Genomic DNA, 24,947 nt, shown 5'->3' on the forward strand with positions numbered 1-24,947 from the left:
GGGGCCGGATGACTTCGTCGCTGCGTCTGGAAGCGGTCAACTCGGACAACGTCGGCGCTGCTTGCCGGTTGAGGGTGCAGCCTGACCAGGAGCATCTGGTGGACCCGGTCGCGTGGTCCCTCGCGGATGCCTATGTGAACCCTGAGACCACCTGGCCCCGGCTGATCTTCGACGCCGACGAGCTCGTGGGTTTTGTCATGGGTGAGTTCGACCCCCGGAGCCCGGTCGACGAGTTCCGCTGCCGAATCTGGCGCCTGAACATCGCGGCCGGCAAGCAGGGCCGGGGTTACGGGCACTTCGCGGTGGAGGCGGTGGTCCAGGAGGCCCGCCGCCGCGGGCAGCGTCGGCTGACGGTGTTGTGGGTGCCGGGCGAGAACAGCCCCGAACAGTTCTATCTGCGCCTCGGCTTCCGCGCGACCGGCCAAAGGAACCGCGGCAGGGTCGTGGGTGAACTGCTGCTCCCGGAGAGCTGAGCAACCGTAGTGGACCAGGGGCGTCTCGGGGCCAGTTTCGGGTGAGCGTGCCGTGACCGGGTCGGTCGGGGGTGTGCCGGGGTCCAGGCGCAGCCCGCGCGGGGATCGGAGCGGGGGCGGATGATGGACGGACGGGGGAAAACCTCGCGGAGGTGACGCTGTGCGTCACGTACTTCCAGCAGTGCTCGTCGGCCTCGCAGCGGCCGTGGTCGCAGGCTGCTCGTCTTCGAGTCAACCAACTGCCGCGCCTTCTACTGTGGTCACCACCGTTTTCGCCACTCCGACGCAGAGCCTGACGCCGACCACGTCCGCGACGTCTCCCGTCAGCACCACCCCGTCCAGAGTGCCCACTCCTACTCCCACACCTACCCCCACTCCAACGTCCCCGCCCCCGACCACCCGGGCCCCTGCCCCGGTCAACACGATGAGCGCCGTGGAGGTCGTGAACGCCTACTACGCCGCGATCAATGCGCGCGACTACCGCACCGCCTGGAATCTCGGTGGTGACAATCTCGACTCCAGTTACGGCGCATTCGTCAACGGCTTCGCCGGTACCGCCGGCGACACGCTCACGGTCACCGGGAGCCAGGGCGAGACCGTCTCCGTGCGTCTCGACGCGGTCCAGTCCGATGGATCGGATCAGGTCTACACCGGCAGCTACACCGTGAGCGCCGGGCACATCACCGGAGCGCAGCTGGCCGCTGCGGGTGGCGGTGGAGGTGGAGGCGGCGGCGGTGGCGGCGGCCAGCCGTCCTCACCCGCGCCGGCACCGAACGCGCCGATCCTGACGCCGAACGGGGGCTACTACCGTGCGGGGGAGTACTGCCCCGACGCCGACGCCGGGCTGACCACGGTGGACGTCCACGGCAACACGCTCACCTGCGTCCTGGAGTCGGGTCGCTACCACTGGCACTACTGACCCCGACGAGGCTGGGTCGTGCCGTGCCGCTCTGCTTCGGCTGGGCTATATCTGGTGCATGGACAACTTGGACTTCTCGGACAACCGTGACTTCGAGGATGCCGACCGCGGGTTTCTGGACGCGCTGAGTCCGGGTGTGGTCAGGGCTGCGGACGGGCGGGTGGTCTGGGACAACGACGCGTACGGCTTCCTCGCCGAGGAGTGTCCGGAGACGGCCAACCCGAGCCTGTGGCGGCAGGGTCGGCTGGCGTCCCGTCAGGGCTTCTACCGGGTCACCGACGGCATCTACCAGGTGCGCGGGCTCGACCTGTCCAACATGACCCTGGTCGAGGGGGAGACCGGGGTCGTCGTCATCGACCCGCTGATCTCCGCCGAGACGGCGGCGGCCGCGCTGGAGCTGTACCGCAGGAACCGCGGCGACCGCCCGGTCACCGGGCTGATCTACACGCACTCCCACGCCGACCACTTCGGCGGTGCCCGCGGCGTCCTGCCGCACGGCCACGCCCCGGTCCCGGTGATCGCCCCGGCCGGGTTCCTGGAGCACTCTGTGGCCGAGAACGTCTACGCGGGCGGGGCGATGACCCGCAGGTCGGTCTACATGTACGGCGCCGAGCTGCCCAAGGCCCCGGACGGGCAGATCGGCGCTGGGCTGGGCCAGACCACGTCGGTGGGCACGGTCACGCTGATCCCGCCGACGCTGGACATCACCCGGACGGGTCAGCAGGAGACGGTGGACGGGGTGCGGATCGTCTTCCACCTGACCCCGGGCACCGAGGCGCCCTCGGAGATGAACTTCCACTTCCCCGACCACCGGGCGCTGTGCATGGCCGAGAACGCCACCCACAACATGCACAACATCCTGACCCTGCGCGGAGCGGTGGTGCGCGACGCCCGGATCTGGGCGCACTACCTGGACGAGGCGATCACCCTGTTCGGCTCCGCGACCGACGTGGCCTTCGCCTCGCACCACTGGCCCACCTGGGGCACCGAGCGGATCACCGCGCTGCTGGCCTCGCAGCGCGACCTGTACGCCTATCTGCACGACCAGACCCTGCGGCTGCTCAACCAGGGGCTGACCGGCAGTGAGATCGCCGAGGAGCTGGAGCTGCCGCCGGGGCTGCAGGGGTGGGCCAACCGCGGCTACTACGGCTCCACCAGCCACAACGTCAAGGCGATCTACCAGCGCTACATGGGCTGGTTCGACGGCAACCCGGCGCATCTGTGGGAGCACCCCCCGGTCGAGCAGGCCAAGCGCTACATCGCCGTCGCCGGGGGCATCGAGAGCGCCGTGGCGCAGGGGCTGGCCTACGCCGAGGACGGTGACCTGCGGTTCGCCGCGACGCTGCTCAACCACGCGGTGTTCGCCCGGCCCGACCACACCGCGGCCCGCCAGGCGCTGGCCGCGGTCTACGACAGGCTCGGGTACGGCGCCGAGAACGGGCCCTGGCGGAACTTCTTCCTGATGGGCGCCCGCGAGCTGCGCGACGGCGTGCCCCGCACCTCCCTCGACCTGGCCAACGCGGAGCTGGCCGGCGCCCTGACGGTGGACCAGCTCATCGACTCGCTGGCGGTACGCGTCGACGGCCCGCGGGCCTGGGACGCCGTCGCCGTCATCGACCTGGAGCTCACCGACGAGGGCCACACCTGGCGGCTGGAGCTGTCCAACGGCGCGCTGATCCACCGCAGCCGCCGCACCGGAACCCCGGCCCCGGGCGAGGCCGTCCCGGGGCTGACGCTGGCGCTGACCAAGCCGCAGCTGCTGGGCGCGCTGGCCGGCCGGGGCCTGGACGGCGTCGCGGTCACCGGGGACGTCGCCGTCCTGGGCCGGCTGCTCGCCCTGCTGGACAGCCCGGACCCCGACTTCGCCATCGTCACGCCCTGAGCATCGTCACGTCCTGGGCGCGGGGACCAAGAACTACTGGTTCCCGGCCCGGGTGGAGGCCGTGGCGAAGCTGGGCAGGCTGATGCCCGAGGGTGTCGCCCCGCCGGTACTGCTGGAGCTGGTGCCGGTGGAGGCGCTCGGGCTCGACCCGCTGCTGGACGCCGCGGTGCTGGGGGCGGTCGACGGGGACAGGCTCGCCGCCGGGGTGGTGGACGCCGGGGCGACCGGGGCGGTGCTGCCGGCCGCCGGGGTGGTGGCCGGGGCGGTGGCACTGGCCGAGGCGGCCGGGCTGCTGTTGTCGACGATCGAGGTGTTCAGGTCGAACTGCTGGACCGGCTGGCCCTGCAGCGCCGAGGTCATGTAGTCGGTCCAGATCTGGGCCGGGAAGGACCCGCCGTTGACCCGGGTGACCCCGGCCGCGTCGCCCAGCGAGAGCCTGGCGTGGGTGGTGGAGTCCTCGGCGAACAGGCCGACCGAGGTGACCAGCTGCGGGGTGTAGCCGATGAACCAGGCCGACTTGTTGTCGTCGGTGGTGCCGGTCTTGCCGGCCGCGGGACGGTTCAGGTCGAGGGCCACGTAGCCGGTGCCGGTGGGGCTGACGACGCCCTCCAGGACCGAGGTGACGGCGTCGGCGGTGGTGCGGTCGAAGGCCACCGTGGTCTGGTGCGCGGGCAGCGCCCTGTTGGTGCCGTTGCGGCTGAGCGCCTGGACCGACCAGGGGGTGATCTGCTCCCCGTGGTTGTCGATGGTGGCGTAGGCGCCGGCCATCTCGACGGCGCTGGGGGTGGCCACGCCGAGGGCCAGGGCGGGGTTGCTCGCGCTCATGTCGGGGGTGTCGGCGGGCAGCCCGGCGGCGATGGCGGTCTTCCGGACGTTGTCCAGGCCGGCGTCGACGGCCTCCTGCGCGTACACCGAGTTGACCGACTTCTTCATGGCGTAGGTGAGGGTGATCTCGCCGTAGTCCTGGTCGTCCTCGTTGGGCGGGGCGTAGTGCTGGCCGGCCGGCAGGCCCTGGACGCTGCGTCCGCTGGTGCCGTCGTAGTAGGTGTACGGGGTGATCGCCCGGCCGTCCTGGGTCTTGGCGTTGTTCTGCAGCCCGGCGGCCAGGTCGAAGGCCTTGAAGGTGGAGCCGACCTGGATGTCGGTGCGGGTGGCGTCGTTGAACTGCTGGGTGGCGTAGTCGGGTCCGCCGTACGCGGCGACCAGCTTGCCGGTGGTGGGGTCGACGGAGCCGGCGGCGGCGCGGACGTCCTTGGCCTTGGCGGTGTTCGGCAGCTGGTCGGTGAACTCCTTCTTGACGGCCGCGACCAGCTGGTCCTGGTTCTGCTTGACGAAGGTGGTGGTGATCTTCCAGCCGCCGGCGTTGAGCTGGGCCGCGGTGATGATGTCGTTGTCGTTGAGGTACTGGTCGGCGATGTCGATCAGGTAGCCGGCCTGCCCGCTGACGCCGGGGGTGGCGCCGGGCGCCTTGGTCCTGGGGAAGGTCATCGCGTTGCGGTCGCTCTGGCTGACCCAGCCGAGCTTGACCATGCCGTCCAGGACGTAGTTCCAGCGGGCCACGGCGGCGGCCTTGCCGGCCGTGGTGGCGGTGCCGACGTCGTAGGCGCTGGGTGCCTGCAGCAGGGCGGCGAGGTAGGCCGACTGCGGGACGTCCAGCTGGGCCGCGTTGATCCCGTAGTAGGCCTGGGCGGCGGCCTGGATGCCGTAGGCGTTGCGGCCGAAGTAGCTGGTGTTGAGGTAGCCGGCCATGATGTCGTTCTTGCTCTCGGTCTGGTCGACCTTGAGCGAGATGAAGAACTCCTTGACCTTGCGGGTGACCGTCTGGTCCTGGGTCAGGTAGTAGTTCTTGACGTACTGCTGGGTGATGGTGGATCCGCCCTGGAGGCCGTTGCCGGTGACGGTCTGCCAGGCGGCGCGGATGGTGCCCCTGATGCTGACGCCCTGGTTGGTGTAGAAGGTGCGGTCCTCGGCGGAGACCGCGGCGTGCTGCATGTTCAGCGCGATCTGGTCGATCGGCACCGAGATCCGGTTGGTCTCGCCGGTGCGGCCGAGCTCGGTCTTGCCGTCGGCGTAGTAGTAGACGTTGCTCTGCGCGGTGGCGGCGGCGTTGGGGTCGGGCACCTGGACCGTCATGTACATCACGACGAAGGCGCCGACCAGGAGCAGCAGCAGGCCGGCCAGCCCGCCCACGGCCATCCGCCAGGTGGGGATGGCCCGGCGCCACCAGGGCTTGGCCTTGCGGGCGGCCTTGCGGGCCTGCTTCTTGGCGCGGCGGCGGTCGAGGAAGCCGGCTCCCATGCCGCCGCCCTGGGCGCGGTCCTCGGCCTCCAGCGTGTCCGGGTCCATGGGATGGGCGGGACCGTCCGGGTCGTCGCCTCCGGCGGGGCCCCAGCCCTCTCCCTGAGGTCCCTTCGGGTCGCTGCTCATCCGCGTCCTGCTCCTTGTCCCTGGTCACGCGCGCGACGCGTGTCCGACTTTGTGCTCAATATCCTTAAGACGCGCTTTGCGCAGGATCTGGTTCCACACTGCCTTACCGGTCGGCCGGACGGCCGTCGACAGGCATGGATAGGGCCGTTTGTGGCGCGCCGGTACTCCGACTAATCGGAGACACCGGGTCGTGACGGTCGCTACGCTGGCCTGACAACCCCATATCGACGTGAAGCCCCTTGCGCACACCCCCCGGGTGTCCGCGGAAGGGGCCTGTTTGGCGTTCCCGCACGCCGTGGTGGCAGTGGGCTGCGCCATGTCGACAAATCGACTACTGAAGGAAGGACACGCCTGTGGCCCAGTCACTCGCCCTGGCCCATCCCCCTGATCCGACCCCGTTCCGGACCCTCCCGGGCCGCCCCGGCGGCTCGCTGCGGCTGTACGCCGCGGTGGCCCGGGGCAGCTTCCGGCGCTACGCCGGGTACCGCGCCGCCACCTGGGCGGGCGTCTTCACCAACACCGTCTTCGGGTTCTTCATCGCCTACACCTACCAGGCGCTCTGGCAGATCCGTCCGCACCTGGGCGGCTACGACCTCAGCGCCGCGCTCACCTACGTCTGGCTGGGCCAGGCGCTGCTGATGCCGATCGCGGCGATGGGCGGCGGCGTCCAGGACGACATCGAGGCCAGGATCGTCAACGGCGACATCGCCGTGGACCTCTACCGCCCGGTGGACCAGCAGCTGTGGTGGCTGTCGGCCGACCTCGGCCGGGCCGGCTACCACCTGCTCAGCCGGGGGATCGTGCCGCTGCTGGTCGGCGGCCTGTTCTTCCACCTGCGGATGCCGGCCGGAAGCCCGGCGGCCCAGGCGCTGACCTGGGCCGGGGCGACGGTCTCGGTCGCCCTCGCGGTGACTGTCAGCTTCCTGCTGCGCTACCTGGCCGCGCTCACCGGCTTCTGGTCGATGGATCCGCGCGGGGTGCGGCAGGTGACGGTGGTGCTGGGGATGTTCTTCTCCGGCTTCCTGCTGCCGCTGTCGCTGCTGCCGTCGACGCTGGCGGCGGTGGCGCAGCAGCTGCCCTGGGCGGCGATGGTGCAGATCCCGCTGGACGTGTTCCTGCAGCGCCGCACCGGTGCGGCGCTGGCGCAGGGGCTGCTGCTGCAGCTGGGCTGGGCCGGGCTGCTGCTGGGGGCCGGGCAACTGCTCCAGCGCGCGGTGGTGCGGAAGGTGGTGGTGCAGGGTGGCTGAGTCGCTGAGCGTTCCGCCGCCCTGGTACGGGCGGACCCGGGAGGCGCTGCGGGCGTACCGGCTGGTCGCCGGGATGTGGCTGCGGGCCTCGCTGGCCTACCGGGCCTCGTTCTGGATCACCACCGTCGGCAACGCGGTCACCTCGCTGCTGGACTTCGTGGTCATCGCGGTGATGTTCCAGCACACCACGACCCTGGGCGGCTGGACTCTGCCGCAGGTCGCCTTCCTGTACGGCACCTCCGGTCTGACGCTGGGTCTGGCCGACCTGCTGGTGGGCAGCCTGGACCAGCTGGGCCAGCGGGTCCGCGACGGCTCGGTGGACACGGTGCTGGTCCGTCCGGCCGCGGCGCTGGCGCAGCTGAGCGCGGACCGCTTCGCGCTGCGCCGGGCCGGTCGGGTGGTGCAGAACCTGCTGGTGCTGGGCTGGTCGCTGTGGGAGCTGCAGCTGGACTGGACCGGTCCCAAGCTGCTGGTGATGGCCGTGCTGGTGGTGTGCGGAACGGTGATCTTCGGGTCGGTCTTCGTCGCCGGCGCCGCCTTCCAGTTCTTCGCCACGGACGCGGCCGAGGTGCAGAACTCGGTGACCTACGGCGGCGCGACCATGCTCCAGTACCCGCCCTCGGTGTTCGCCCGCGACCTGGTGCGCGGCGCGGTCTACGGGATCCCGCTGGCGTTCGTGAACTGGCTGCCGGCGCTCTACCTGCTGGGCCTGCCCGACCCGATCGGGGTGCCCGGCTGGTTCCGCTTCGCCTCGCCTCTGGCCGCGCTGCTGTGCGCGGCGGCGGCCGGTCTTGCCTGGCGGGCCGGGATCCGCTCGTACCGCAGTACCGGAAGTTGACGATCCATCAGCACACGGGACCACAGGGCTCCCTAGCGAGAGGAACCGACGGCATGGCAATCATCGAGGTCGAGGACGTGGCCAGGACCTTCACCGTACGGCGCAAGGTGGGGCGGCTGAAGCGGGAGCGCAGCGAGGTGCGGGCCGTGGACGGGCTCAGCTTCGAGGTCGCGGCGGGGGAGATGGTCGGCTACATCGGCCCCAACGGCGCGGGGAAGTCCACCACCATCAAGATGCTGACCGGGATCCTGGTCCCCAGCGAGGGGCGGCTGCGGGTGGCCGGCGCCGACCCCTCCCGGGAGCGGGTCCGGCTGGCCCGGCGGATCGGGGTGGTCTTCGGGCAGCGCACCACCCTGTGGTGGGACCTGCCGCTGCGCGACTCCTACGAGCTGGCGCGGCGGATCTACCGGATCGAGGACGCCCGCTACCGGCGCAACCTGGACCGCTGCATCGACCTGCTGGAACTCGGACCGCTGCTGGACGTGCCGGTGCGTCAGCTGTCGCTGGGCCAGCGGATGCGCGGCGACATCGCGGCGGCGCTGCTGCACGACCCGGACGTGCTCTACCTGGACGAGCCGACCATCGGCCTGGACGTGGTCAGTAAGAACCGGGTCCGCGAGTTCCTGGCGGAGATCAACGCGGAGTCGGGCACCACGGTACTGCTCACCACGCACGACCTCACCGACATCGAGCGGCTGTGCTCGCGGGTGATGGTGATCGACCACGGCCGGGTGGTCTACGACGGCGGCCTGGAGGGGCTGCACAACGTCGGCGGCAGCGAGCGGACCCTGGTGGTCGACCTGGCCGCCCCGGAACCGGACCCCATCAGCATCCCCGGCGCCCGCGTGGTCCGGATGGAGGGCCCGCGCCAGTGGCTCGCCTTCCCGGCCACCGACAGCGCGGCCCCGCTGGTGGCGGCCATCGCGGCCCGCTACCCCCTGGTCGACCTGTCGGTGAAGGAACCGGCCATCGAGGACGTCATCGCCCGGATGTACGGCGGCGGCACGACGGAGGGAGAACGCAGCCTGGAGGGCTCGGTCGCCGGGGCGTGATCGGGACCGCAGCCTGTTGAAGCGGCTCCACTCCTTGTATTGGTCTGGACCAAATGGGACCATCGGGAGATGATCAGGGGGAGGGTCGCCGCTGCGGCGGGTGTCGGGGTGGTGCTGTTGCTGGCCGGGTGCTCGTCGGGCGGGGGGACGTCCGGGGTGCCCGACCCGGGTGCCGCGGGCGGGAGTTCGCGGTCGTCGACGGCTGCGGCGACGGCCGCGGCGACGGGGGCGACCGGGGCGGTGTCGGCGCCGGCCGGCTCCGCGCCGGTGGCGCTGGTGCCGCTGCCCTCGCAGGTCAGTGCTGTCAGTGGTCCCGGATATGTTCTGACGGCGGGGACCGTGGTGCGTGGGGAAGGCGGGTCGGCGGCGCGTGCTGTGGCCGCCGACCTGGCCGCGCTGCTGCGGCCGGTGACCGGGCTCGCGCGGCCCGTGGAGGGGACGGGCAGCGCGAGCGGTCTGGTGCTGCGGCTGGACGCCGGGACCGGGGCCGAGGGCTACCGGCTGGACTCCGGGCCGGGCGGGGTGGTGATCACGGCGGCCACCGGGGCCGGGCTGTTCCACGGGGTGCAGACGCTGCGTCAGCTGGTGCCGGCCAAGGGCGCCGGGACGGTGCCGGCGGTACGGATCAGCGACCAGCCCCGCTACGGCTGGCGCAGCGGCAGTCTGGACGTCGCCCGGCACTTCTTCCCGGTCGCGGACGTCGAGGCCTACGTCGACCTGCTGGCGCAGTACAAGTTCAACGTCCTGCACCTGCATCTGACGGACGACCAGGGCTGGCGGATCGCCGTCCCCGGGCTGCCCGCGCTGACCGGGATCGGGGCGTCGACGCAGACCGGCGGGGGTGCGGGCGGCTACTACACGGCCGCCGACTACCGGGCGATCGTGGCCTACGCCGCCGCCCGCTACATCACCGTGGTGCCCGAGGTGGACCTGCCGGGACACACCAACGCGGCGCTGACGGCCTATCCGGACCTGGCCTGCGCGGGGGACGCCCCGGCCAAGCCGTACACCGGGGTCGACGTCGGCTTCAGCCGGATCTGCACCAGCAAGGAGTCGACCTACACCTTTGTCGACCGGGTGGTCGGCGCACTGGCCGCGCTGACGCCCGGTCCGTACCTCGGCATCGGCGGGGACGAGGCCGACACCCTGTCAGCCGCCGACTACGACACCTTCATGGCCCGGGCCGCGGGCATCGTCCGGGCGCACGGCAAGCAGCCGCTGGCCTGGGACGAGGCGTCCGGCGCGGGGAAGGACGCCCCCGGGCTGCTCGGGGTCTGGCACCCGCTGAGCCAGGAGCCGCCCGGGCTGGCGCAGCAGCTGGTGGCCGCGGCGCAGCGGGGCGCCAAGCTGGTGATGGAGCCCGCGGACCGGGCCTACCTGGACCAGAAGTACGACCAGCGGACCCCGATCGGCAGCTCCTGGGCGGGCTACCTGAGCGTGGAGCGGTCCTACGACTGGAATCCGGACAGCTATCTGACGGGCCTTCCGGCCGGCTCGGTGGCCGGGGTCGAGGCCCCGATCTGGACCGAGACCATCGGCACCGTGCAGAACCTGGAGTACATGCTGCTGCCCAGGCTCCCGGCGCTGGCCGAGGTCGCCTGGACACCGCAGGCCCGGCGGAGCTGGGGGGACTTCCGGCAGCGGTTGGCGGCCCAGCTGCCGCGCTGGCAGCAGCAGGGGCTGTCGTACCTGGAGGCGGACGGGGTGCCCTGGGGCGGGTGACCGGGGCGGGGGGCTCTGGGGGCGGGCGCTGGGACAGGCGGACTCTGGGACAGGCTCGCTCCGGGGCGGCAACAGGGACAGGTCGGGGTCGAGTCAGGGATGAGTCAGGGACGGAGTCATCCGTGGTCACCCGGTGACTTCGATCGTGCGGAGGGCAGACTGGAGACGTGCTCCAGCTTTCCGGGGAGCGACCCCCCGTACCCCACGGGACCCCCAGTTGGCGGGGCAGCGCCGACCGGACCCGGCCAGGAGAAGTTGAATGAAGCCAGTCGAGGAAGCCGACGTCGTCCGCACGGGCGAAGCGACGGGGACGGGTGCGGCGCCGACCGGGGCCACCGCTTCGGCGGTCGCCGTGCCGGTCGGGCCGGCCGGTGGGCCGATGGGGGTGCGCTACACCGCCTCCGACGCCGCCAAGCAGCGCGGTGTGCGACGGATGAAGGCCATCGCCACCGGCTTCCTGGTGGCGGCCACCATCGTCTACATCCTGACCAGCTGGGCGATCCACTCCGGCGCCGGCTCCTGGGCCGGCTACGTCCAGGCGGCGGCCGAGGCCGGGATGGTCGGCGCGCTCGCCGACTGGTTCGCCGTCACCGCGCTGTTCCGGCACCCGCTGGGGCTGCCCATCCCGCACACCGCGATCATCCCCACCAAGAAGGACGTGTTCGGGCGCAGTCTGGGCCAGTTCGTCGGCGAGAACTTCCTCTCGGTGGAGGTGGTCCGCGGCCGACTGCGCGGACTGGGCGTGGGACGCCGGCTCGGCGAGTGGCTGTCGGCGCCCGGCAGCGCCGAACGGGTCACCAGGGAGGCGTCCGCCGCCCTGCGCGGGGCGCTGGCGGTGCTGCGCGACGAGGACGTGCAGGCGGTGGTGGGCGAGGCGGTGACCCGGCGGGCCGCTGCGCAGCCGATCGCCCAGCCGATAGGCGCGATGCTGGCCCGGATCCTGGCCGAGGGCGGCCACAAGGGCGTGGTGGACCTGTGCGTGGTGCGGGCCCACGACTGGCTGGAGGAGCACAGCGACCAGGTGATCCGGACCATCTCCGAGGAGGCTCCGGGCTGGACGCCCAAGTTCATCGACAACAAGATCGGCGTCCGGGTCTACCGCGAGCTGCTGCGCTTCGCGGTGGATGTGCGCGACGACCCGAACCACGCGGCGCGCGGGGCGGTCGACAGCTTCCTGGAGGACTTCGCCAAGGAACTGCGGACCGACCCGGACACCATCGCCCGGGTCGAGCGGGCCAAGGCCGACCTGCTGGCCCGCTCCGAGGTGCAGGACCTGATCGCCTCGGCCTGGGCCGCGATCCGGGCCATGGTGCTGGAGGCCGCCGAGGACGAGGACAGCCAGCTGCGGATCCGGATCCGCGACGGCATCCGCAGCTTCGGCCGGCGGCTGGCCACGGACGCCAGGATGCAGGCCAAGCTGGACGGCTGGCTGGAGGACGCCGCCGAGTACGTGGTCGACACCTACCGCGGCGAGATCACCTCGATCATCTCCGACACCGTGGCCGGCTGGGACGCCGACGAGGCCTCCCGCAAGATCGAGGCCAATGTCGGCCGCGACCTGCAGTTCATCCGGATCAACGGCACGGTCGTCGGCGCGGCCGCCGGACTGCTGATCCACACCGTGTCCGTGCTGGTCTGAGGCCGGGTTGAGGCCGGTCCGGGGCCGGGCTGAGGCTGGTCCGAGTGCCGTCGTGAGAAGGTGACGGGGACCGGATCAGGCTGAAGGCGCGAGGCGAAGGAGCACGGCAGTGGCGGGGACTGGGATCGAGGCGTTCGTGGCCGGGCTGCCCAAGGCGGAGCTGCATGTGCACCATGTGGGCTCGGCCTCGCCGGCCGTGGTGGCCGCTCTGGCGGCCCGGTACGAGGGCCGGACGGCGGTGCCGACCGACCCGGAGGCGCTGGCGAAGTACTTCGAGTTCACCGACTTCGCGCACTTCATCCAGGTGTACCTGTCGGTCGTGGACCTGATCAGGGACGCCGAGGACGTGCGTTCGCTGACCTACGGGGTGGCCGAGGAGCTGGCCCGGCGCAACGTCCGCTACGCGGAGCTGACGGTCACTCCGTACAGCTCGGTGCGGCGCGGCATCCCGGGCGAGGCGTTCATGGAGGCCATCGAGGACGCCCGCAAGGCGGCCGAGGCCGAGCTCGGCCTGGTGCTGCGCTGGTGCTTCGACATCCCCGGCGAGGCCGGTGTCGAGTCCGCCGAGATCACCGAGCGGCTGGCGCTGGACCTGCGGCCCGAGGGGCTGGTCAGCTTCGGCCTGGGCGGCCCGGAGATCGGGGTGCCGCGGCCGCAGTTCCAGCCGTACTTCGACCGGGCCCGCGCGGCCGGACTGCACAGCGTCCCGCACGCCGGCGAGGCCACCGGGCCGGAGACGGTCTGGGACGCGCTGCGCTTCCTGGGCGCCGAGCGGATCGGCCACGGCACCTCGTCGATGCAGGACCCGCGGCTGGTGGACCACCTGGGCGAGCACCAGATCCCGTTGGAGGTCTGCCCGACCTCCAACATCGCCACCCGGGTGGTGGAGCGGATCGAGGACCACCCGATCAAGCAGATGGTCGAGGCGGGCCTGTTCGTCACCGTCAACAGCGACGACCCGCCGATGTTCGGCACGGACATCGACCACGAGTACGCCGTCGCGGCCGGGCTGCTCGGGCTGGACGAGGCCGGGGTGGCCGAGCTGGCCCGGCAGGCCGTCCGGGCCTCGTTCCTGGACGGAGCGGGCAAGCGTGCGCTGATCGGGGAGATCGACGGGTACCTGGCGGGGTGGCCGCAGCGGGGGTAGCCTGCCGTGAGCTGAGCTGACGGGTCGTCAGTTGGCGTGCGGGAGGCAGCGTGCGGGGCGGAGCGGCGCGGGAGGGCGGGGCGCGGGCAGGCGAGGCGCGGGAGAGCTGGACGCGGGAAGAGTGGGTGCGGGAGGACGGAGCCCGGGAAGCCGGGGCTCGGGAACGCGGGGCGCGGGACGGCGGAGCTCGGGACGGCAGGGCGCGTGGTGGGGCGCTGCGGCGGCTGTTGATCGGCTTCGGCGAGCTGGCGGTCACCTTCGGTCTGGTAGTCGTGCTGCTCGCGGCCTACGAGCTGTGGTGGACCAACCAGTCCGCCGACGCCAGCGCCCGCTCCGCCGTCGCCGGCCTGGAGCGGCAGTGGCAGGCGGACGCCCGGGCCAGGGCCTCCGCCTCGGCCGCTGCCGGGCCCGCCACCTCGGGGTCCGGCTCCGGGTCCGCGTCCGGCTCCGGGTCCGGATCCAAGGGCGCGGCGGCTCCGGCCAAGCCGGCCCCGCTGCAGGTCGGCGGCGCCAGCGGGAGCGGCATCGACAGCATGAGCCGCGACCTCAGCGCCTTCGCGGTGCTCCGCATCCCCTCGCTGGGCGTCGTCTTCCCGGTCGCCGAGGGCGTCGACAAGTACGCCGTGCTCAATCACGGCTACATCGGCCACTACCCGGGCACGGCGATGCCCGGGCAGCCGGGCAACTTCGCGGTCGCCGGGCACCGCAACACCCACGGCGAGCCGTTCCGCCACCTCGAACGGCTGAGCGTCGGCGACTCGGTGATCGTCGAGACCGAGGGCTGGACCTACTTCTACCGGATCGACTCGATCCTGCCGGAGACCTCGCAGAGCGACGTGGACACCATCGCCGCGGTGCCGCACAGCTCGCTGCACCCCGGCTCGCGCTACGGCTACACCGTCCCGGGCCGCTATCTGACGCTGACCACCTGCACCCCGGCGTTCACCTCGCTGTTCCGGATGATCGCCTGGGGCCACCTGGTGGGCCAGCAGGCGCGGACCGGGTAGCCACCGCGGCGGCAGCCGGCCGCTGTACGGTGACGGAATGAACGGCCACCCTGCCCCCCGCCTGCTCAGCGCCCCCGTTCGGGAGGGTGTGCCGGAGCACGGGCGGATGCCCAAGTACTATGCCGCCAAAGCCCAGTTGACCGAGCTGCTGGTGGAGCTCGGCGAGGGCGGGACGCTGCCGACCGAGCGGGAGCTCGCCGAGCGCTACGGCGTGGCCCGGGAGACGCTGCGGCTGGCCCTGCGCGAGCTGCTGCTGGAGGGGCGGGTGCGCCGGCAGGGCCGCGGCACGGTGGTGGCCGGGCCGAAGATCGAGCAGCCGCTGTCGCTGTCCAGCTACACCGAGGGCGTCCGCCGCCAGGGCCGGCTGCCGGGGCGCCGGCTGATCGCGCTGGAGCGCTTCGCCGCCGAGGGCGAGGTGGCCGCGGAGCTGGGCGTCGCCGAGGGCGACCAGGTGTGGCACCTGGAGCGGGTGCTGCTGGCGGACGAGGAGCGGGTCGGTCTGGAGAGCACCTACGCCCCGGTGGCGCTGCTGCCCGGGCTCGGTGACGACTTCGACCCGGTGTCGTCGTTCTACCGCTACGCCAAGGAGGCCTGCGGCCTGGTAGCCGGGGGCGGCCGGGAGCGGATCGAGACGGTGCTGGCCACGCCGAGGGAGGCGCTGCTGATCGGCACCCCGCCGGCGCTGCCGATGCTGTTGCTGCACCGCAGCAGCTGGGACGCGTCCGGTCACCCCTTCGAGCGGGTGCGGACGCTGTACCGGGGCGACCGGTTCAGCTTCTCGGCCGAGCTGAGCGCGGGGGAGTAGCGGTCGGATGCGGGCGCGGTCCGCTCTGCTGTAACGAACTGATAACGGGTCTAGTCCAAACGTGCCGCCTTGTTCATGCTTGGTTCACCGAGGCAATCCCGGCGCATCATCCAGAGGATCGAAGGTCGGACCCGTGAGAGTCATCGTCGTAGGAGCAGGAGCGCTCGGGACCATGCATGCCTGGCATGCCGTCCGGCGCGGACACCAAGTCGTCCACCTGGAGCGGGAGCAGCAGGCGCGTGGCGCCTCGGTCCGCAACTTCGGGTTGGTCTGGGTCGGCGGGCGCGCCGAGGGCCCGGATCTGGACACCGCCCTGAGGGCGCGTCAGCTGTGGGAGGAGATCGGCGCGGAGGTGCCCGGGGTGGGCTTCCGGGCCAGTGGATCGCTCACGGTGCTGCGCACCGAGGCCGAGCGGGCGGTGGCCGCCGAGGTCGCGGCCCGGCACGACGCCGGCCGGCGCGGCTGGGAGCTGCTGGACGAGGCGGAGACCCGCAAGGCCAACCCGGCCCTGGGCGGGGACTTCCTGGGCGCCCTGTGGAGCCCGTACGACGGGCAGGTCGAGCCCCGGGTCACCCAGCGGGCGCTGCAGGACCGGCTGCGCGAGTCCGGCCGCTACACCTTCCTGGGCGGGCGCGAGGTCCGCGAGGTGGTGGGCGAGCGCTCGGTCCGCGACGACCGGGGCGAGCTGCACAGCGGCGACGCCGTGGTGCTCTGCACCGGTGCCTGGCTGGGCGGCCTGGTCCGCGAGCTGGCACCGGAGCTGCCGGTGCGCCGGGTCCGGCTGCAGATGATGCAGACCGACCCGCTGGACGGGCAGTTGACCACCTCGGTCGCCGACGGTGACAGCTTCCGCTACTACCCGGCCTACGCCGGCGGCGCGCTGGACGCGCTGAACGCCGCCCAGCCGCAGCACCCGACCGCGGCCGAGCACCGGATGCAGCTGCTGATGGTGCAGCGCGCGGACGGCACGCTGACGGTCGGCGACACCCACGAGTACGACCAGCCCTTCGGCTTCGACGTGGTCGAGGACCCCTACACCTATCTGGCGGAGCTGGCCGGCAGCCTGCTGGGGCGGCCGCTGCCGAGGATCCGGCGCCGCTGGGCCGGGGTGTACGCGCAGTGCCTGGACCCGGCCCTGGTGGTGCACCGGGAACGGGTCCGCGAGGGGGTCTGGCTGGTGACCGGCCCGGGCGGGCGCGGGATGACGGGCTCGCCGGCGATCGGCGAAGCGACGGCGAACGAGATGGGGCTGTGATGGGTACGGACGCGACGGGCACGGACGCGACGGGTACGGACGTGACCGGCGCCGGGGTGCGGACCAGGCTGGTGGTGCTGGACATGGCCGGGACCACGGTCGCCGACGGCGGGCTGGTGGAGCGGGCCTTCGAGGCGGCCGCACTGGACCTCGGGGTGGACCCGGTCAGCGCCGAGCACGACCGGATGCTGGACTACGTCCGCACGACCATGGGCGAGAGCAAGATCTCGGTGTTCCGGCACCTGTTCGCCGAGGAGGAGCAGGCTCAGCAGGCCAACCGGGCCTTCGAGCGGGCCTATGACGGGCTGGTCGACGCGGGGCACTGCGCGCCGCTGCCCGGTGCCGAGGACGCCATCCGGGACCTGCGCAAGGCCGGTCTGACGGTGGTGCTGACCACCGGCTTCTCCGGGCCCACCCAGCAGCGCATCATCGGCGCCCTGGGCTGGCAGGACCTGGTCGATCTGGCGCTGTGCCCGGCCGACGCGGGCGGCCGCGGCCGTCCGTACCCGGACCTGGCGCTGGCCGCGCTGCTGCGCACGCACGCCGCCGACGACGTCAGCGAGCTGGCCGTGGTCGGCGACACCGGCTACGACATGCGCTGCGGTGCGTCCGCCGGGGCGGGCGTGGTGGCCGGGGTGCTCACCGGCGCCCACGACGCCGCCCGGCTGCGGGCGGACGGGGCGACGGCGGTGCTGGGCTCGGTGGCCGAACTGCCGGGGTTGCTGCTGTCCCGTTAGGCCTTTCGGCGTCCCGTCAGTCGGGACGCCCGAGCCTCGCACGACCGTTCCCCACTAGGCTGGAGGCGGAGATCGTCGGGCCGCATCGTCGGGGCAGCCGAGTGCTCCTGGAACTGGACCGGAACGGGAACTGGAGATGACAGACGTGGCGGATTCCAAGCCGGTCGAGTCCTGGCTGACTGACATGGACGGCGTGCTGGTCCACGAGGGGACCATCGTCCCCGGGGCGGACGAGTTCATCAACCGGCTGCGGGCGTCGGGCAAGCCCTTCCTGGTGCTGACCAACAACTCCATCTACACCCCGCGCGACCTGCACGCCCGGCTCGCCGGGATCGGTCTGGACGTGCCGGAGGAGGCGATCTGGACCTCGGCCCTGGCCACCGCCAAGTTCCTGCACGGCCAGCGCCCCGGCGGCACCGCCTACGTCATCGGCGAGGCCGGGCTGACCACCGCGCTGCACCAGGTCGGCTACATCCTGACCGACAGCAGCCCGGACTACGTGGTGCTGGGGGAGACCCGCTCCTACAGCTTCGAGGCGCTGACCAAGGCGATCCGCCTGATCAACGCCGGGGCCAGGTTCATCTGCACCAACCCGGACGAGACCGGCCCCTCCCCGGAGGGGGTGCTCCCGGCGGCGGGCTCGGTTGCCGCGCTGATCACCAAGGCCACCGGGGTGGAGCCGTACTTCGTCGGCAAGCCCAACCCGCTGATGATGCGTGAGGCGCTGAACGCGCTGAACGCCCACTCGGAGTCGACGGTCATGATCGGCGACCGGATGGACACCGACATCAAGTCGGGCATGGAGGCCGGTCTGCGCACGGTGCTGGTGCTGTCCGGCCTGACCCAGCAGTCCGAGGTCGAGCGCTACCCGTACCGTCCGTCCCGGGTGGCGAAGTCGGTCGCGGAGCTGATCGACGAGATCTGAGCTGAGCTGAGCCGCGCCGGGCACGTCCCGGTCCGCCGTTCGAGCAGAGTCCGAGCACGATCCGAGCATGATCCGAGCAGGCCCCCGACCAGTGGTCGGGGGCCTGCTCCGCGTCCGAATGGCCGTCGGGGTCATCCGTTGGGGTACCGACGGTGTGTCAGATGGCGCAGGTCCTCCCACTTCTGGCAATCGTTCGTCATATTTTGCATTGATATGGGTGAATTGCCGGAGCGTCAGTTCGGCTGCCCGGGAGTGAGAGGAAACCTGATGGCGAAGCTCCGCACCGCCTCGGCTGGGGCGGCCGTGGCCGTGTTCGCGCTGCTGCTCGCCGTGCAGGCGGCGGGCCCGGCGGCAGCCGCGACGTTCGGCGACACGGGTACGGGCGGCACTGGTGCGGGAGGGGCTTCGTCCGCCGACAACGCCGCCCGGAGCACGGTACTGACCACCACCGACACCACCGGGGTGAAGGCGGAGCCGCGCGGCGTGCTGCGCGCCCTCGACGTGGTCACCGTCTCCCCGGCGCTCACCCGTCCCGGTGGGTCGGTCGATGTGCGCACCTTCGCGGACTGCGGCGGCACCACCACCGGGACGGTCACCTCGACGGCCTTCGCCGGGCCGGTGAAGCTCGGGCTCGCCGCCGACGGCGGGCTGTTCGCCGAGGCCGAGGTCGCCAAGGACGCCAAGCCCGGACCGCATCCGGTCACCGAGCAGTGCAGCGGCACCTCGGTCGCGGTCGGCACGGTCACCGTGGTCCGGATCGGCGCATTGGACACCGGCGGCGGCTGGGGAGCGACCCGCGGCCTCGCCGGGAGCGACGCACTGGGCAGCGCCACCGGGCGCGGCGCGCTCGCGGTCACCGGTGCGGCGGCGCTGGGCGGGCTGGAACTGCTGCGCCGCAGGGCGCTCGCCGCACGACGGGGCGCGGGCAGCCGTGGTTGAGCTCCGGCGCCTGTCCTCCCTCTCGCGCCCGCGGGTGCTGAGCGCGTTGGCGACCCTGTCCACCGGCCTGGTCGTGGTGTCGGTCGGCGGTGCGGCGCTGGGGATCGGCGCGCCGGCCCGGGCGGTCGCCGGGGGCTCCGGCACCGGGGTCAACGCGGTCCCGGTGAGCGCCCGGGGCACCGCCTCCGACGCCGTGCGGGCCACCCCCCGGCCGTCGGCGCACCCCGCGCCGGCCCCGGCCGTGCATCCGGCGCTGACCCGGTCCACCCCGATCCAGCTGGCCATGCCCTCCATCGGGCTGACCGCGCCGCTGCTGGGCCTGGGCATGGACAGCGAGGGCCAGCCCGAGCTGCCGCCGTTCTCGCAGCCCAGGACGGCCGGCTGGCTGCGGGACTCGGCGACCCCGGGCGAGGCCGGCACCTCGGTGCTGGTCGGCCACGTCGACACCAGGACCGGCCCGGCCGTGTTCTGGAACCTGTCGGCGGTGAAGCCGGGCGCCCCGGTCGAGGTGGCCAGGCTGGACGGCAGCACCGCGCTGTTCACGGTGGACCGGGTGCAGGCCTACCCCAAGGCCGCCTTTCCCGCCGCGCAGGTCTACGCGCCGGCGAAGGACGCCCAGCTGCGGATCATCACCTGCGGCGGCGCCTTCGACCGCAAGCGGGCCGAGTACACCGGCAATGTGGTGCTGTACGCGCACCTCAGCGGAGTGCGGGACGCCCAGGCCCGGTAGCCCGGCCCCGGTAGCACCGGCGCCTGCGTACGGCCCTGGTATCTGCGTACGGCCCCGGTATCTGCGTACCATGTACGCGACTCCCCTGGACGGTGCGGGAGCGGGACAGCCGAGGAGGCCGCCGGTGGCAGCCCGCGATGTGGGGTCCGCTCAGCGGCCGGAGGGGCTGGAGCCGGAGGGGGCGCGGTCGGAAGGCCCGCGGCCGCCGGTCTGGGCCCGCCCGCGTTCCGGCGGCCGGGGACCGCAGCCGTCGCTGAGCGTGCCGGCCATCGTCACCGCCGCCGTCGCGCTCGCCGACGCCGAGGGCGTGGACGCCGTCTCGATGCGCCGGATCGCCGCCGAACTCGGCGTCGGGACCATGTCGTTGTACCGCTACGTGGAGACCAAGGACGACCTGCTCGACCTGATGGCCGATCAGGTCATGGGCGAGGAGGGCGCCGTCGGTCCGCGGACCGGCCGGTGGCGGGACGACCTGCGCGGGATCGCCGTCGAGTACCGGCGGTTGATGCTGCGGCACCCCTGGGTGCTGCCCATCGCCGCCAGCAGGCCCCCGCTGGGGCCCAACACCCTGCGCAGGACCGAGTACCTGCTCGGCGTGATGGACGGTCTGGGACTCGACATCACCGCGATGTCCGGCCTGGCCGGAACGGTGCTCGGCTACGTCCGCGGGGTGGTGCTCACCGAGATCGCCAGGACCGAGGTGGCCGGCCGCACCGGGCTGGACGGGGACCGCTACCGGCGCAGCGTCGGCCCGTACCTGACGGAGGTGCTGGCCACCGGCCAGTACCCGCTGCTGGCCCGGTTCGTGGCTCTGGCGGAGCACGACCCCGACCCCGACCGGACCTTCGAGTGGGGCCTGGAGCGCGTCCTCGACGGCGTCGCCGCGGGGCTGGAGGAGCTCTGCACCGAGGCGTAGCGGGACCGCAGCGGGCCGCAGCGGGCCGCGGCAGCCGGGGAGTTCGGGCGTTGTCGGTGCGGCCCGGTACGGTGCAGTTGCACGTCGGTCGTACACCTCGGAGGGAACCGCCATGTCGTCAGTCAATGAGTTCGTGCTGCCCGAATCCTGGCGCGGGGTGCTCGCGGAGGAGACGGAGAAGCCGTACTTCCAGGAGCTCGCCGGGTTCGTGGCGCAGCAGCGGGCCGAGCACCAGGTGTTCCCGCCGGTCGGCCAGGTCTTCTCGGCGCTGGAGCACACCCCCTACGACCGGGTGAAGGTGCTGCTGCTCGGCCAGGACCCGTACCACGACGACAACCAGGCGCACGGGATGTGCTTCTCGGTGAAGCGCGGGGTGAAGATCCCGCCGTCGCTGCGCAACGTCTACAAGGAGCTGGACGCGGACCTGGGCATCCCGGCGCCCGCCCACGGCAATCTGGAGGCCTGGGCGGACCAGGGGGTGCTGCTGCTGAACGCGGTGCTCACGGTGCGCGCGCACGAGGCCAACTCGCACAAGGGCAAGGGCTGGGAGCAGTTCACCGACGCGGTGATCCGCGCCGTCAACGACCGGGCCGAGCCGGCGGTGTTCGTGCTGTGGGGGAACTACGCCAAGAAGAAGCTGCCGCTGATCGACACCGACCGCCATGTGGTGGTCCAGGGCGCCCACCCCTCGCCGCTGTCGGCCAAGCTGTTCCTGGGCAGCCGTCCGTTCTCGCAGATCGACAAGGGCCTGGCCGACCTGGGCCTGGCCCCGATCGACTGGCGGCTGCCGGCCTGACCGGCAGTGTGAGCTGACGGCGGCGGTCAGCTGACGGCGACGGGGGCCGTCGTCAAGTGATCGTCCGCGTCGGCGGCGGCCGCGGCGGCCTCACGGGCGTTGCGGCGCTGGCGCTGCACCATGCGGGCGATCACGGCGCTGATCGTGGTCGCCGCGACGCAGGAGACCGCGAAGCTGAGCCAACTGGTGTCGAAGGTGTGCTCGTTGAGGTAGCCCAGGCCGACGATGTAGGTCGCCCAGACCGCGGCGGAGACGGCGGACCAGCGCAGGAACCGTCGCGGCGGCGTGGCGGTGGTGCCGACGGCGAGGTCGAGCACGGAGCGGCCGCCGGGGACGAACCGGGCCGCGACGATGGTGCGGGCCCGTCTGGTCTCCAGCGCCTCCAGCAGGTAGGCCGCGGCGCCGGCCGCCCCCGGCTTGCGGTCCAGCCGCCGCTGCGCCCAGGCGGCTCCGCGGCGGGCGATCCGGAGCAGCAGCAGGTCCCCGGTGAAGGAGGCGATGGCCACCCCGACGCCGAGCAGCACCGGCGAGGTGTGCGTCTCGGAGGCCTGCAGCGTCGCGGCGATGACCATCGTGCCGCTGGGCACGATCGGCAGGAAGGCGTCGGACAGCACGGCCAGCAGTGCGGCTATGAAGAACCACGAGGAGCCGAAAAGGTCCAGGACCTCGCTCAAGGTGACTCCTCATGGTGTTGTCCGCAGACAGAAAGTGTCGGTTGCAGTATCGGTTGCTTTTTACTACCGGTCGACAACGCTAGCCGGTCCCATGATCACACCCGAAACCGCCCCATAGTGAGTCATGTAACACGACTCTTACCAGCCCCCCAGCAGACGCTCAGATTTGCTACCAGCTGTGCCTTCCCGTTCACCCTGCGTCCCACTCGCGGTCTCCGCGGCGACGTCCTGGATACCTACGTTCGAAGGGTGACCAAGACCGCCGCCCCTGTGCTGCGACTGCGTCTCCAGGCCGCCGCCGCCCTGCTGCTGACCGCAGCGCTGCTCGTTGCCGCCCTGGTCTCGTTCGCCACCGCGAGGGCGGATCTGCACCGGCTCGCCGCGGTCTCCGAACCACGTGCCACCGCAGCCGCTGATCTCTACCGGACCCTGGCGGACCTGGACGCCCAGCACGCCGACTCGCTGGTGGTCGGCTACGCCTCGACCCCGGCCGCGCCGGGGCAGTCGCCGACGCTGGTCGACGACGGGGTGCTGGCCGCGCTCACCGCCCAGGCGGACCGCAGGCAGGTCGGGCACGACCTGGCGGCCCTGGCTGCCGCCGGCGGTCAGGGGCAGGCGGACGTCCAGGCCCTGCTGGACTCGCTGGGCACCTACGACGGGCTGAGCGGGACCGAGGAGTACTCCGCGACCAGCCAGCAGGACCCGGTGGTGGGCCGTCCGCCGGATCTCGCACTGGACTTCTACGACCAGGCCGAGGGGCTGCTGCAGCAGTCGCTGCTGCCGCACGTGCGGACCCTGCTCACCTCCGCCGACCAGCAGGTCGGCGCGGACCGGGGCGCGGCAGTCGGCAATGCGCGCCGGGGCGCGCTGCTGCTGGGCGCGGTGGGGGTGCTGGCGCTGCTGCTGCTGGTCTGGTGGCAGCTCGACCTCAGCCGCCGGCACCGGCGGATGCTCAACCCGGCGCTGCTGCTGGCCACGGCGGCGGTGCTGTCCGTGGTGGTCGCGGGCGGTTCGGCGCTGCTGGGCGCGGCCTCGGCGATGGACGGCGCGGTGCGGCAGGGCTATGCGCCGGGCGCGACGGTGGCTCAGGCCCAGGTGGCCGCGGCGGACGCGGAGGCGTCGCAGAGCCGCTGGCTGGTCGACACCGCGTACCGCCCCTCGCTCGCCTCCGGCTTCGGCACCCTGGCCCAGCAGTTGCACACGCTGACCGCCGGCGACGCCGGATCGCCCGGGGTGACCCGGACCGAGGCCGCCTACCTGGCCTCCGACCGGACGCTGCGCTCGCTGGCCGACGCGGGCCGGCTGGACCAGGCCGCGGTCCAGCTGACCGGTGTGACGCGTGGTCAGGTCGCCTTCGCCTACTACGACTTCAGCCTCAACCTGCAGAACCTGGCCGATCTCAGGGCGGCCCGCTTCGACTCCGGCGTGGACGACGCCTCGGGCGACCTCGACGGCTGGACGGCGATCCCCGCGGTGCTGCTGGGTGCCGGGCTGCTGCTGGTGGTGGCCGGGGTACGGCCGCGGCTGGCCGAGTTCGCCTGAGCGGACCACCCTGCCGGGTGTCTTCCCGGCGTTCCCAATAGCAGTTACCAGTAAGGAAGTTGGCCGACCGGCAGATGCCGGTCGGCCTTTCTGCTGATGAGTCGAAAGATGCCGAGCCTTTCAGGATCGCACATCTTCGGGATTCATGTCGGACCGTCACCCATTGTTTCTGCATTTGTCATTTACGCGATATCTACGCGCGTTTCACTCTCACACGACAGAGCAAGGCCGATCGTGGGGTGCGGACTCATGGCGCAGGACATCGAACTTCGAAGGGCCGGGCAGGTCCCGGTCCAGGTCCGGCCCGGGCGGGTGAAGCGCGCCCGGGAGAGCCCGATGGGGTGGCTCTACACCGCCCCCGCACTGCTGATCTTCTCGGTCTTCATCATCGGCCCCACCGCCTACACGTTCTATGTGAGCACCTTCCACTGGAACGTGCTGAACACCGCCATGTCCAGGTACGTGGGCCTGGACAACTACTCGGCGCTCTTCGACTCCACGACGCCGAGCTTCCTGTCCAGCGCCTGGCGCTCGCTCTACTTCAGCGGCGCGATGGTCATCGGTGGCACCGCGGTCTCGCTGGCCCTCGCCCTGCTGCTGCAGCGCGGCGGCCGGGTGCTCGGTGCCGCCAGGGTCGCCCTCTTCGCCCCGCACGCCACTCCGATCGTCGCCACCTCGCTGGCCTGGGTCTGGATCTTCAACCCCCAGTTCGGCCTGGCCGACATGCTGCTCAAGGCCCTCCATCTGCCGGTCTCGCAGTGGCTCTTCTCGCCGACCTGGGCGATGCCCTCGGTGATCGTCTACAGCCTCTGGCACGAGGTCGGCTTCACCGTGGTGCTCTTCCTCGGCGGACTGGCGGTGATCTCCCCGGAACTGGGCGAGGCCGCGCAGATGGACGGCGCCAACGCCTGGCAGCAGTTCTGGCACGTCACCTGGCCGCAGCTGCGTCCGGTCACCCTCTTCGTGGTCGTCATCACCAGCATCTCCTCGCTCCAGGCCTTCACCCAGTTCTACGAGATGGGCAAGGGCGGCCCGGTCTACGCGACCACCACCCTCAGCTACCTGGTGTACCAGGAGGCCTTCGTGCTGTTCGACACCGGCTACGGAGCCGCCCTCGCGGTGGTCCTGTTCGTCGTCACCGCGGCCTTCACCCTGCTCCAGCGGCGCACCGGAGAACGGATCGCCGACGCGGGCTGAGCGCCGGCCCCTCACAGCCACCCCCTCACAGCAACCCCCCACAGTCACCCCCCCTCACAGCAACCCCGACCGTCACCA

22 protein-coding genes are annotated in these 24,947 nt (G+C 72.2%); 20 read left to right on the plus strand and 2 right to left on the minus strand.

The genetic code is table 11. From position 1 onward, the window contains the following. Positions 1–8: 8 nt before the first annotated feature. The 3 genes from ABUW04_RS37745 (at position 9) to ABUW04_RS37755 (ending at position 3,274) form a co-directional block, all read left to right on the plus strand. Positions 9–473 carry a GNAT family N-acetyltransferase gene (locus ABUW04_RS37745; RefSeq protein ID WP_380568817.1) on the plus strand — a complete coding sequence of 155 codons (465 nt, stop codon included), beginning with the start codon at positions 9–11 and terminating at the stop codon, positions 471–473. A gap of 433 nt (positions 474–906) precedes the next feature. Then, positions 907–1,392, plus strand: coding sequence for a hypothetical protein (locus ABUW04_RS37750; RefSeq protein WP_380568818.1), 486 nt, complete (start codon positions 907–909; stop codon positions 1,390–1,392). Between the two features lie 58 nt (positions 1,393–1,450). Further along, entirely contained in the window at positions 1,451–3,274 is a 1,824-nt protein-coding gene (locus ABUW04_RS37755; protein ID WP_380568819.1) for an alkyl/aryl-sulfatase, read from the plus strand. 33 nt (positions 3,275–3,307) lie between these two features. On the opposite strand, the gene ABUW04_RS37760 is transcribed toward ABUW04_RS37755, so the two are convergent. Continuing rightward, positions 3,308–5,701, minus strand: a complete 2,394-nt coding sequence (locus ABUW04_RS37760; RefSeq protein ID WP_380568821.1) for a transglycosylase domain-containing protein — start codon at positions 5,699–5,701, stop codon at positions 3,308–3,310. Positions 5,702–6,132: 431 nt separating this feature from the next. On the opposite strand from ABUW04_RS37760, the gene ABUW04_RS37765 reads away from it, so the two are divergent. The 15 genes from ABUW04_RS37765 to ung all read left to right on the plus strand — a co-directional run bounded on the left by ABUW04_RS37765 (position 6,133) and on the right by ung (position 21,456). Beyond that, on the plus strand, positions 6,133–6,948 hold the full coding sequence (locus ABUW04_RS37765; protein ID WP_380568911.1) for an ABC transporter permease: 816 nt from the start codon (positions 6,133–6,135) through the stop codon (positions 6,946–6,948). After that, on the plus strand, positions 6,941–7,786 hold the full coding sequence (locus ABUW04_RS37770; RefSeq protein WP_380568822.1) for an ABC transporter permease: 846 nt from the start codon (positions 6,941–6,943) through the stop codon (positions 7,784–7,786). The genes ABUW04_RS37765 and ABUW04_RS37770 overlap by 8 nt, the downstream gene beginning before the upstream one ends. Before the next feature lie 53 nt (positions 7,787–7,839). Next, positions 7,840–8,838, plus strand: a complete 999-nt coding sequence (locus ABUW04_RS37775; RefSeq protein WP_380568823.1) for an ABC transporter ATP-binding protein — start codon at positions 7,840–7,842, stop codon at positions 8,836–8,838. 69 nt (positions 8,839–8,907) lie between these two features. Further along, a complete protein-coding gene (locus ABUW04_RS37780) occupies positions 8,908–10,560 on the plus strand; it encodes a beta-N-acetylhexosaminidase (RefSeq protein ID WP_380568824.1) in 1,653 nt (550 codons plus the stop codon). A gap of 259 nt (positions 10,561–10,819) precedes the next feature. Continuing rightward, positions 10,820–12,199 (plus strand): DUF445 domain-containing protein, encoded by a 1,380-nt coding sequence (locus tag ABUW04_RS37785; protein WP_380568825.1) that lies wholly within the window; start codon positions 10,820–10,822, stop codon positions 12,197–12,199. Between the two features lie 109 nt (positions 12,200–12,308). After that, complete coding sequence (locus tag ABUW04_RS37790; protein ID WP_198037579.1) at positions 12,309–13,346, plus strand: adenosine deaminase; 1,038 nt, start codon at positions 12,309–12,311, stop codon at positions 13,344–13,346. 125 nt (positions 13,347–13,471) lie between these two features. Then, positions 13,472–14,353: a class E sortase gene (locus ABUW04_RS37795; protein WP_380568826.1), complete on the plus strand. Its 882-nt coding sequence runs from the start codon at positions 13,472–13,474 to the stop codon at positions 14,351–14,353. A 106-nt stretch (positions 14,354–14,459) separates the two neighbouring features. Continuing rightward, positions 14,460–15,158, plus strand: coding sequence for a GntR family transcriptional regulator (locus tag ABUW04_RS37800; protein ID WP_380520435.1), 699 nt, complete (start codon positions 14,460–14,462; stop codon positions 15,156–15,158). 133 nt (positions 15,159–15,291) lie between these two features. Then, positions 15,292–16,413 (plus strand): TIGR03364 family FAD-dependent oxidoreductase, encoded by a 1,122-nt coding sequence (locus ABUW04_RS37805; protein ID WP_380568827.1) that lies wholly within the window; start codon positions 15,292–15,294, stop codon positions 16,411–16,413. Then, a complete protein-coding gene (locus ABUW04_RS37810; protein ID WP_380568828.1) occupies positions 16,413–17,150 on the plus strand; it encodes a phosphonatase-like hydrolase in 738 nt (245 codons plus the stop codon). Before ABUW04_RS37805 ends, ABUW04_RS37810 begins: the two co-directional genes overlap by 1 nt. A 145-nt stretch (positions 17,151–17,295) precedes the next feature. Next, the gene (locus tag ABUW04_RS37815; RefSeq protein ID WP_030260429.1) at positions 17,296–18,075 is read left to right on the plus strand and encodes an HAD-IIA family hydrolase; all 780 of its coding nucleotides are present in this window, start codon (positions 17,296–17,298) and stop codon (positions 18,073–18,075) included. Between the two features lie 267 nt (positions 18,076–18,342). Further along, the gene (locus ABUW04_RS37820; protein WP_380568829.1) at positions 18,343–19,014 is read left to right on the plus strand and encodes a hypothetical protein; all 672 of its coding nucleotides are present in this window, start codon (positions 18,343–18,345) and stop codon (positions 19,012–19,014) included. Next, on the plus strand, positions 19,007–19,744 hold the full coding sequence (locus tag ABUW04_RS37825; RefSeq protein ID WP_380568830.1) for a class F sortase: 738 nt from the start codon (positions 19,007–19,009) through the stop codon (positions 19,742–19,744). Before ABUW04_RS37820 ends, ABUW04_RS37825 begins: the two co-directional genes overlap by 8 nt. 124 nt (positions 19,745–19,868) lie before the next feature. Beyond that, entirely contained in the window at positions 19,869–20,660 is a 792-nt protein-coding gene (locus ABUW04_RS37830; protein WP_380568831.1) for a TetR/AcrR family transcriptional regulator, read from the plus strand. Positions 20,661–20,772: 112 nt separating this feature from the next. Then, positions 20,773–21,456, plus strand: coding sequence for a uracil-DNA glycosylase (gene ung / locus ABUW04_RS37835; protein ID WP_030260421.1), 684 nt, complete (start codon positions 20,773–20,775; stop codon positions 21,454–21,456). A gap of 26 nt (positions 21,457–21,482) precedes the next feature. Here ung and ABUW04_RS37840 read toward each other — a convergent pair whose 3' ends face one another. Continuing rightward, positions 21,483–22,130 (minus strand): DedA family protein, encoded by a 648-nt coding sequence (locus ABUW04_RS37840; protein ID WP_380568832.1) that lies wholly within the window; start codon positions 22,128–22,130, stop codon positions 21,483–21,485. Positions 22,131–22,379: 249 nt separating this feature from the next. Here ABUW04_RS37840 and ABUW04_RS37845 point away from each other — a divergent pair, with 249 nt between their 5' ends. Together ABUW04_RS37845 and ABUW04_RS37850 are read left to right on the plus strand one after the other, a co-directional pair. Then, positions 22,380–23,672, plus strand: coding sequence for a hypothetical protein (locus tag ABUW04_RS37845; protein ID WP_030260414.1), 1,293 nt, complete (start codon positions 22,380–22,382; stop codon positions 23,670–23,672). Between the two features lie 249 nt (positions 23,673–23,921). After that, positions 23,922–24,869, plus strand: a complete 948-nt coding sequence (locus ABUW04_RS37850) for a carbohydrate ABC transporter permease (protein WP_380568833.1) — start codon at positions 23,922–23,924, stop codon at positions 24,867–24,869. The last annotated feature ends 78 nt before the right edge of the window (positions 24,870–24,947 follow it).

It is taken from the genome of Streptacidiphilus jeojiensis (assembly GCF_042510965.1).
Lineage (GTDB): Bacteria > Actinomycetota > Actinomycetes > Streptomycetales > Streptomycetaceae > Streptacidiphilus > Streptacidiphilus jeojiensis.

Bases quoted from the DNA above. Each gene is read 5' to 3' on its own strand.
- ABUW04_RS37745 (WP_380568817.1), top strand. From the start codon at position 9: ATGACTTCGTCGCTGCGTCTGGAAGCGGTCAACTCGGACAACGTCGGC.
- ABUW04_RS37755 (WP_380568819.1), top strand. From the start codon at position 1,451: ATGGACAACTTGGACTTCTCGGACAACCGTGACTTCGAGGATGCCGAC.
- ABUW04_RS37760 (WP_380568821.1), bottom strand. From the start codon at position 5,701: ATGAGCAGCGACCCGAAGGGACCTCAGGGAGAGGGCTGGGGCCCCGCC.
- ABUW04_RS37775 (WP_380568823.1), top strand. From the start codon at position 7,840: ATGGCAATCATCGAGGTCGAGGACGTGGCCAGGACCTTCACCGTACGG.
- ABUW04_RS37780 (WP_380568824.1), top strand. From the start codon at position 8,908: ATGATCAGGGGGAGGGTCGCCGCTGCGGCGGGTGTCGGGGTGGTGCTG.
- ABUW04_RS37785 (WP_380568825.1), top strand. From the start codon at position 10,820: ATGAAGCCAGTCGAGGAAGCCGACGTCGTCCGCACGGGCGAAGCGACG.
- ABUW04_RS37800 (WP_380520435.1), top strand. From the start codon at position 14,460: ATGCCCAAGTACTATGCCGCCAAAGCCCAGTTGACCGAGCTGCTGGTG.
- ABUW04_RS37810 (WP_380568828.1), top strand. From the start codon at position 16,413: ATGGGTACGGACGCGACGGGCACGGACGCGACGGGTACGGACGTGACC.
- ABUW04_RS37820 (WP_380568829.1), top strand. From the start codon at position 18,343: ATGGCGAAGCTCCGCACCGCCTCGGCTGGGGCGGCCGTGGCCGTGTTC.
- ung (WP_030260421.1), top strand. From the start codon at position 20,773: ATGTCGTCAGTCAATGAGTTCGTGCTGCCCGAATCCTGGCGCGGGGTG.
- ABUW04_RS37850 (WP_380568833.1), top strand. From the start codon at position 23,922: ATGGCGCAGGACATCGAACTTCGAAGGGCCGGGCAGGTCCCGGTCCAG.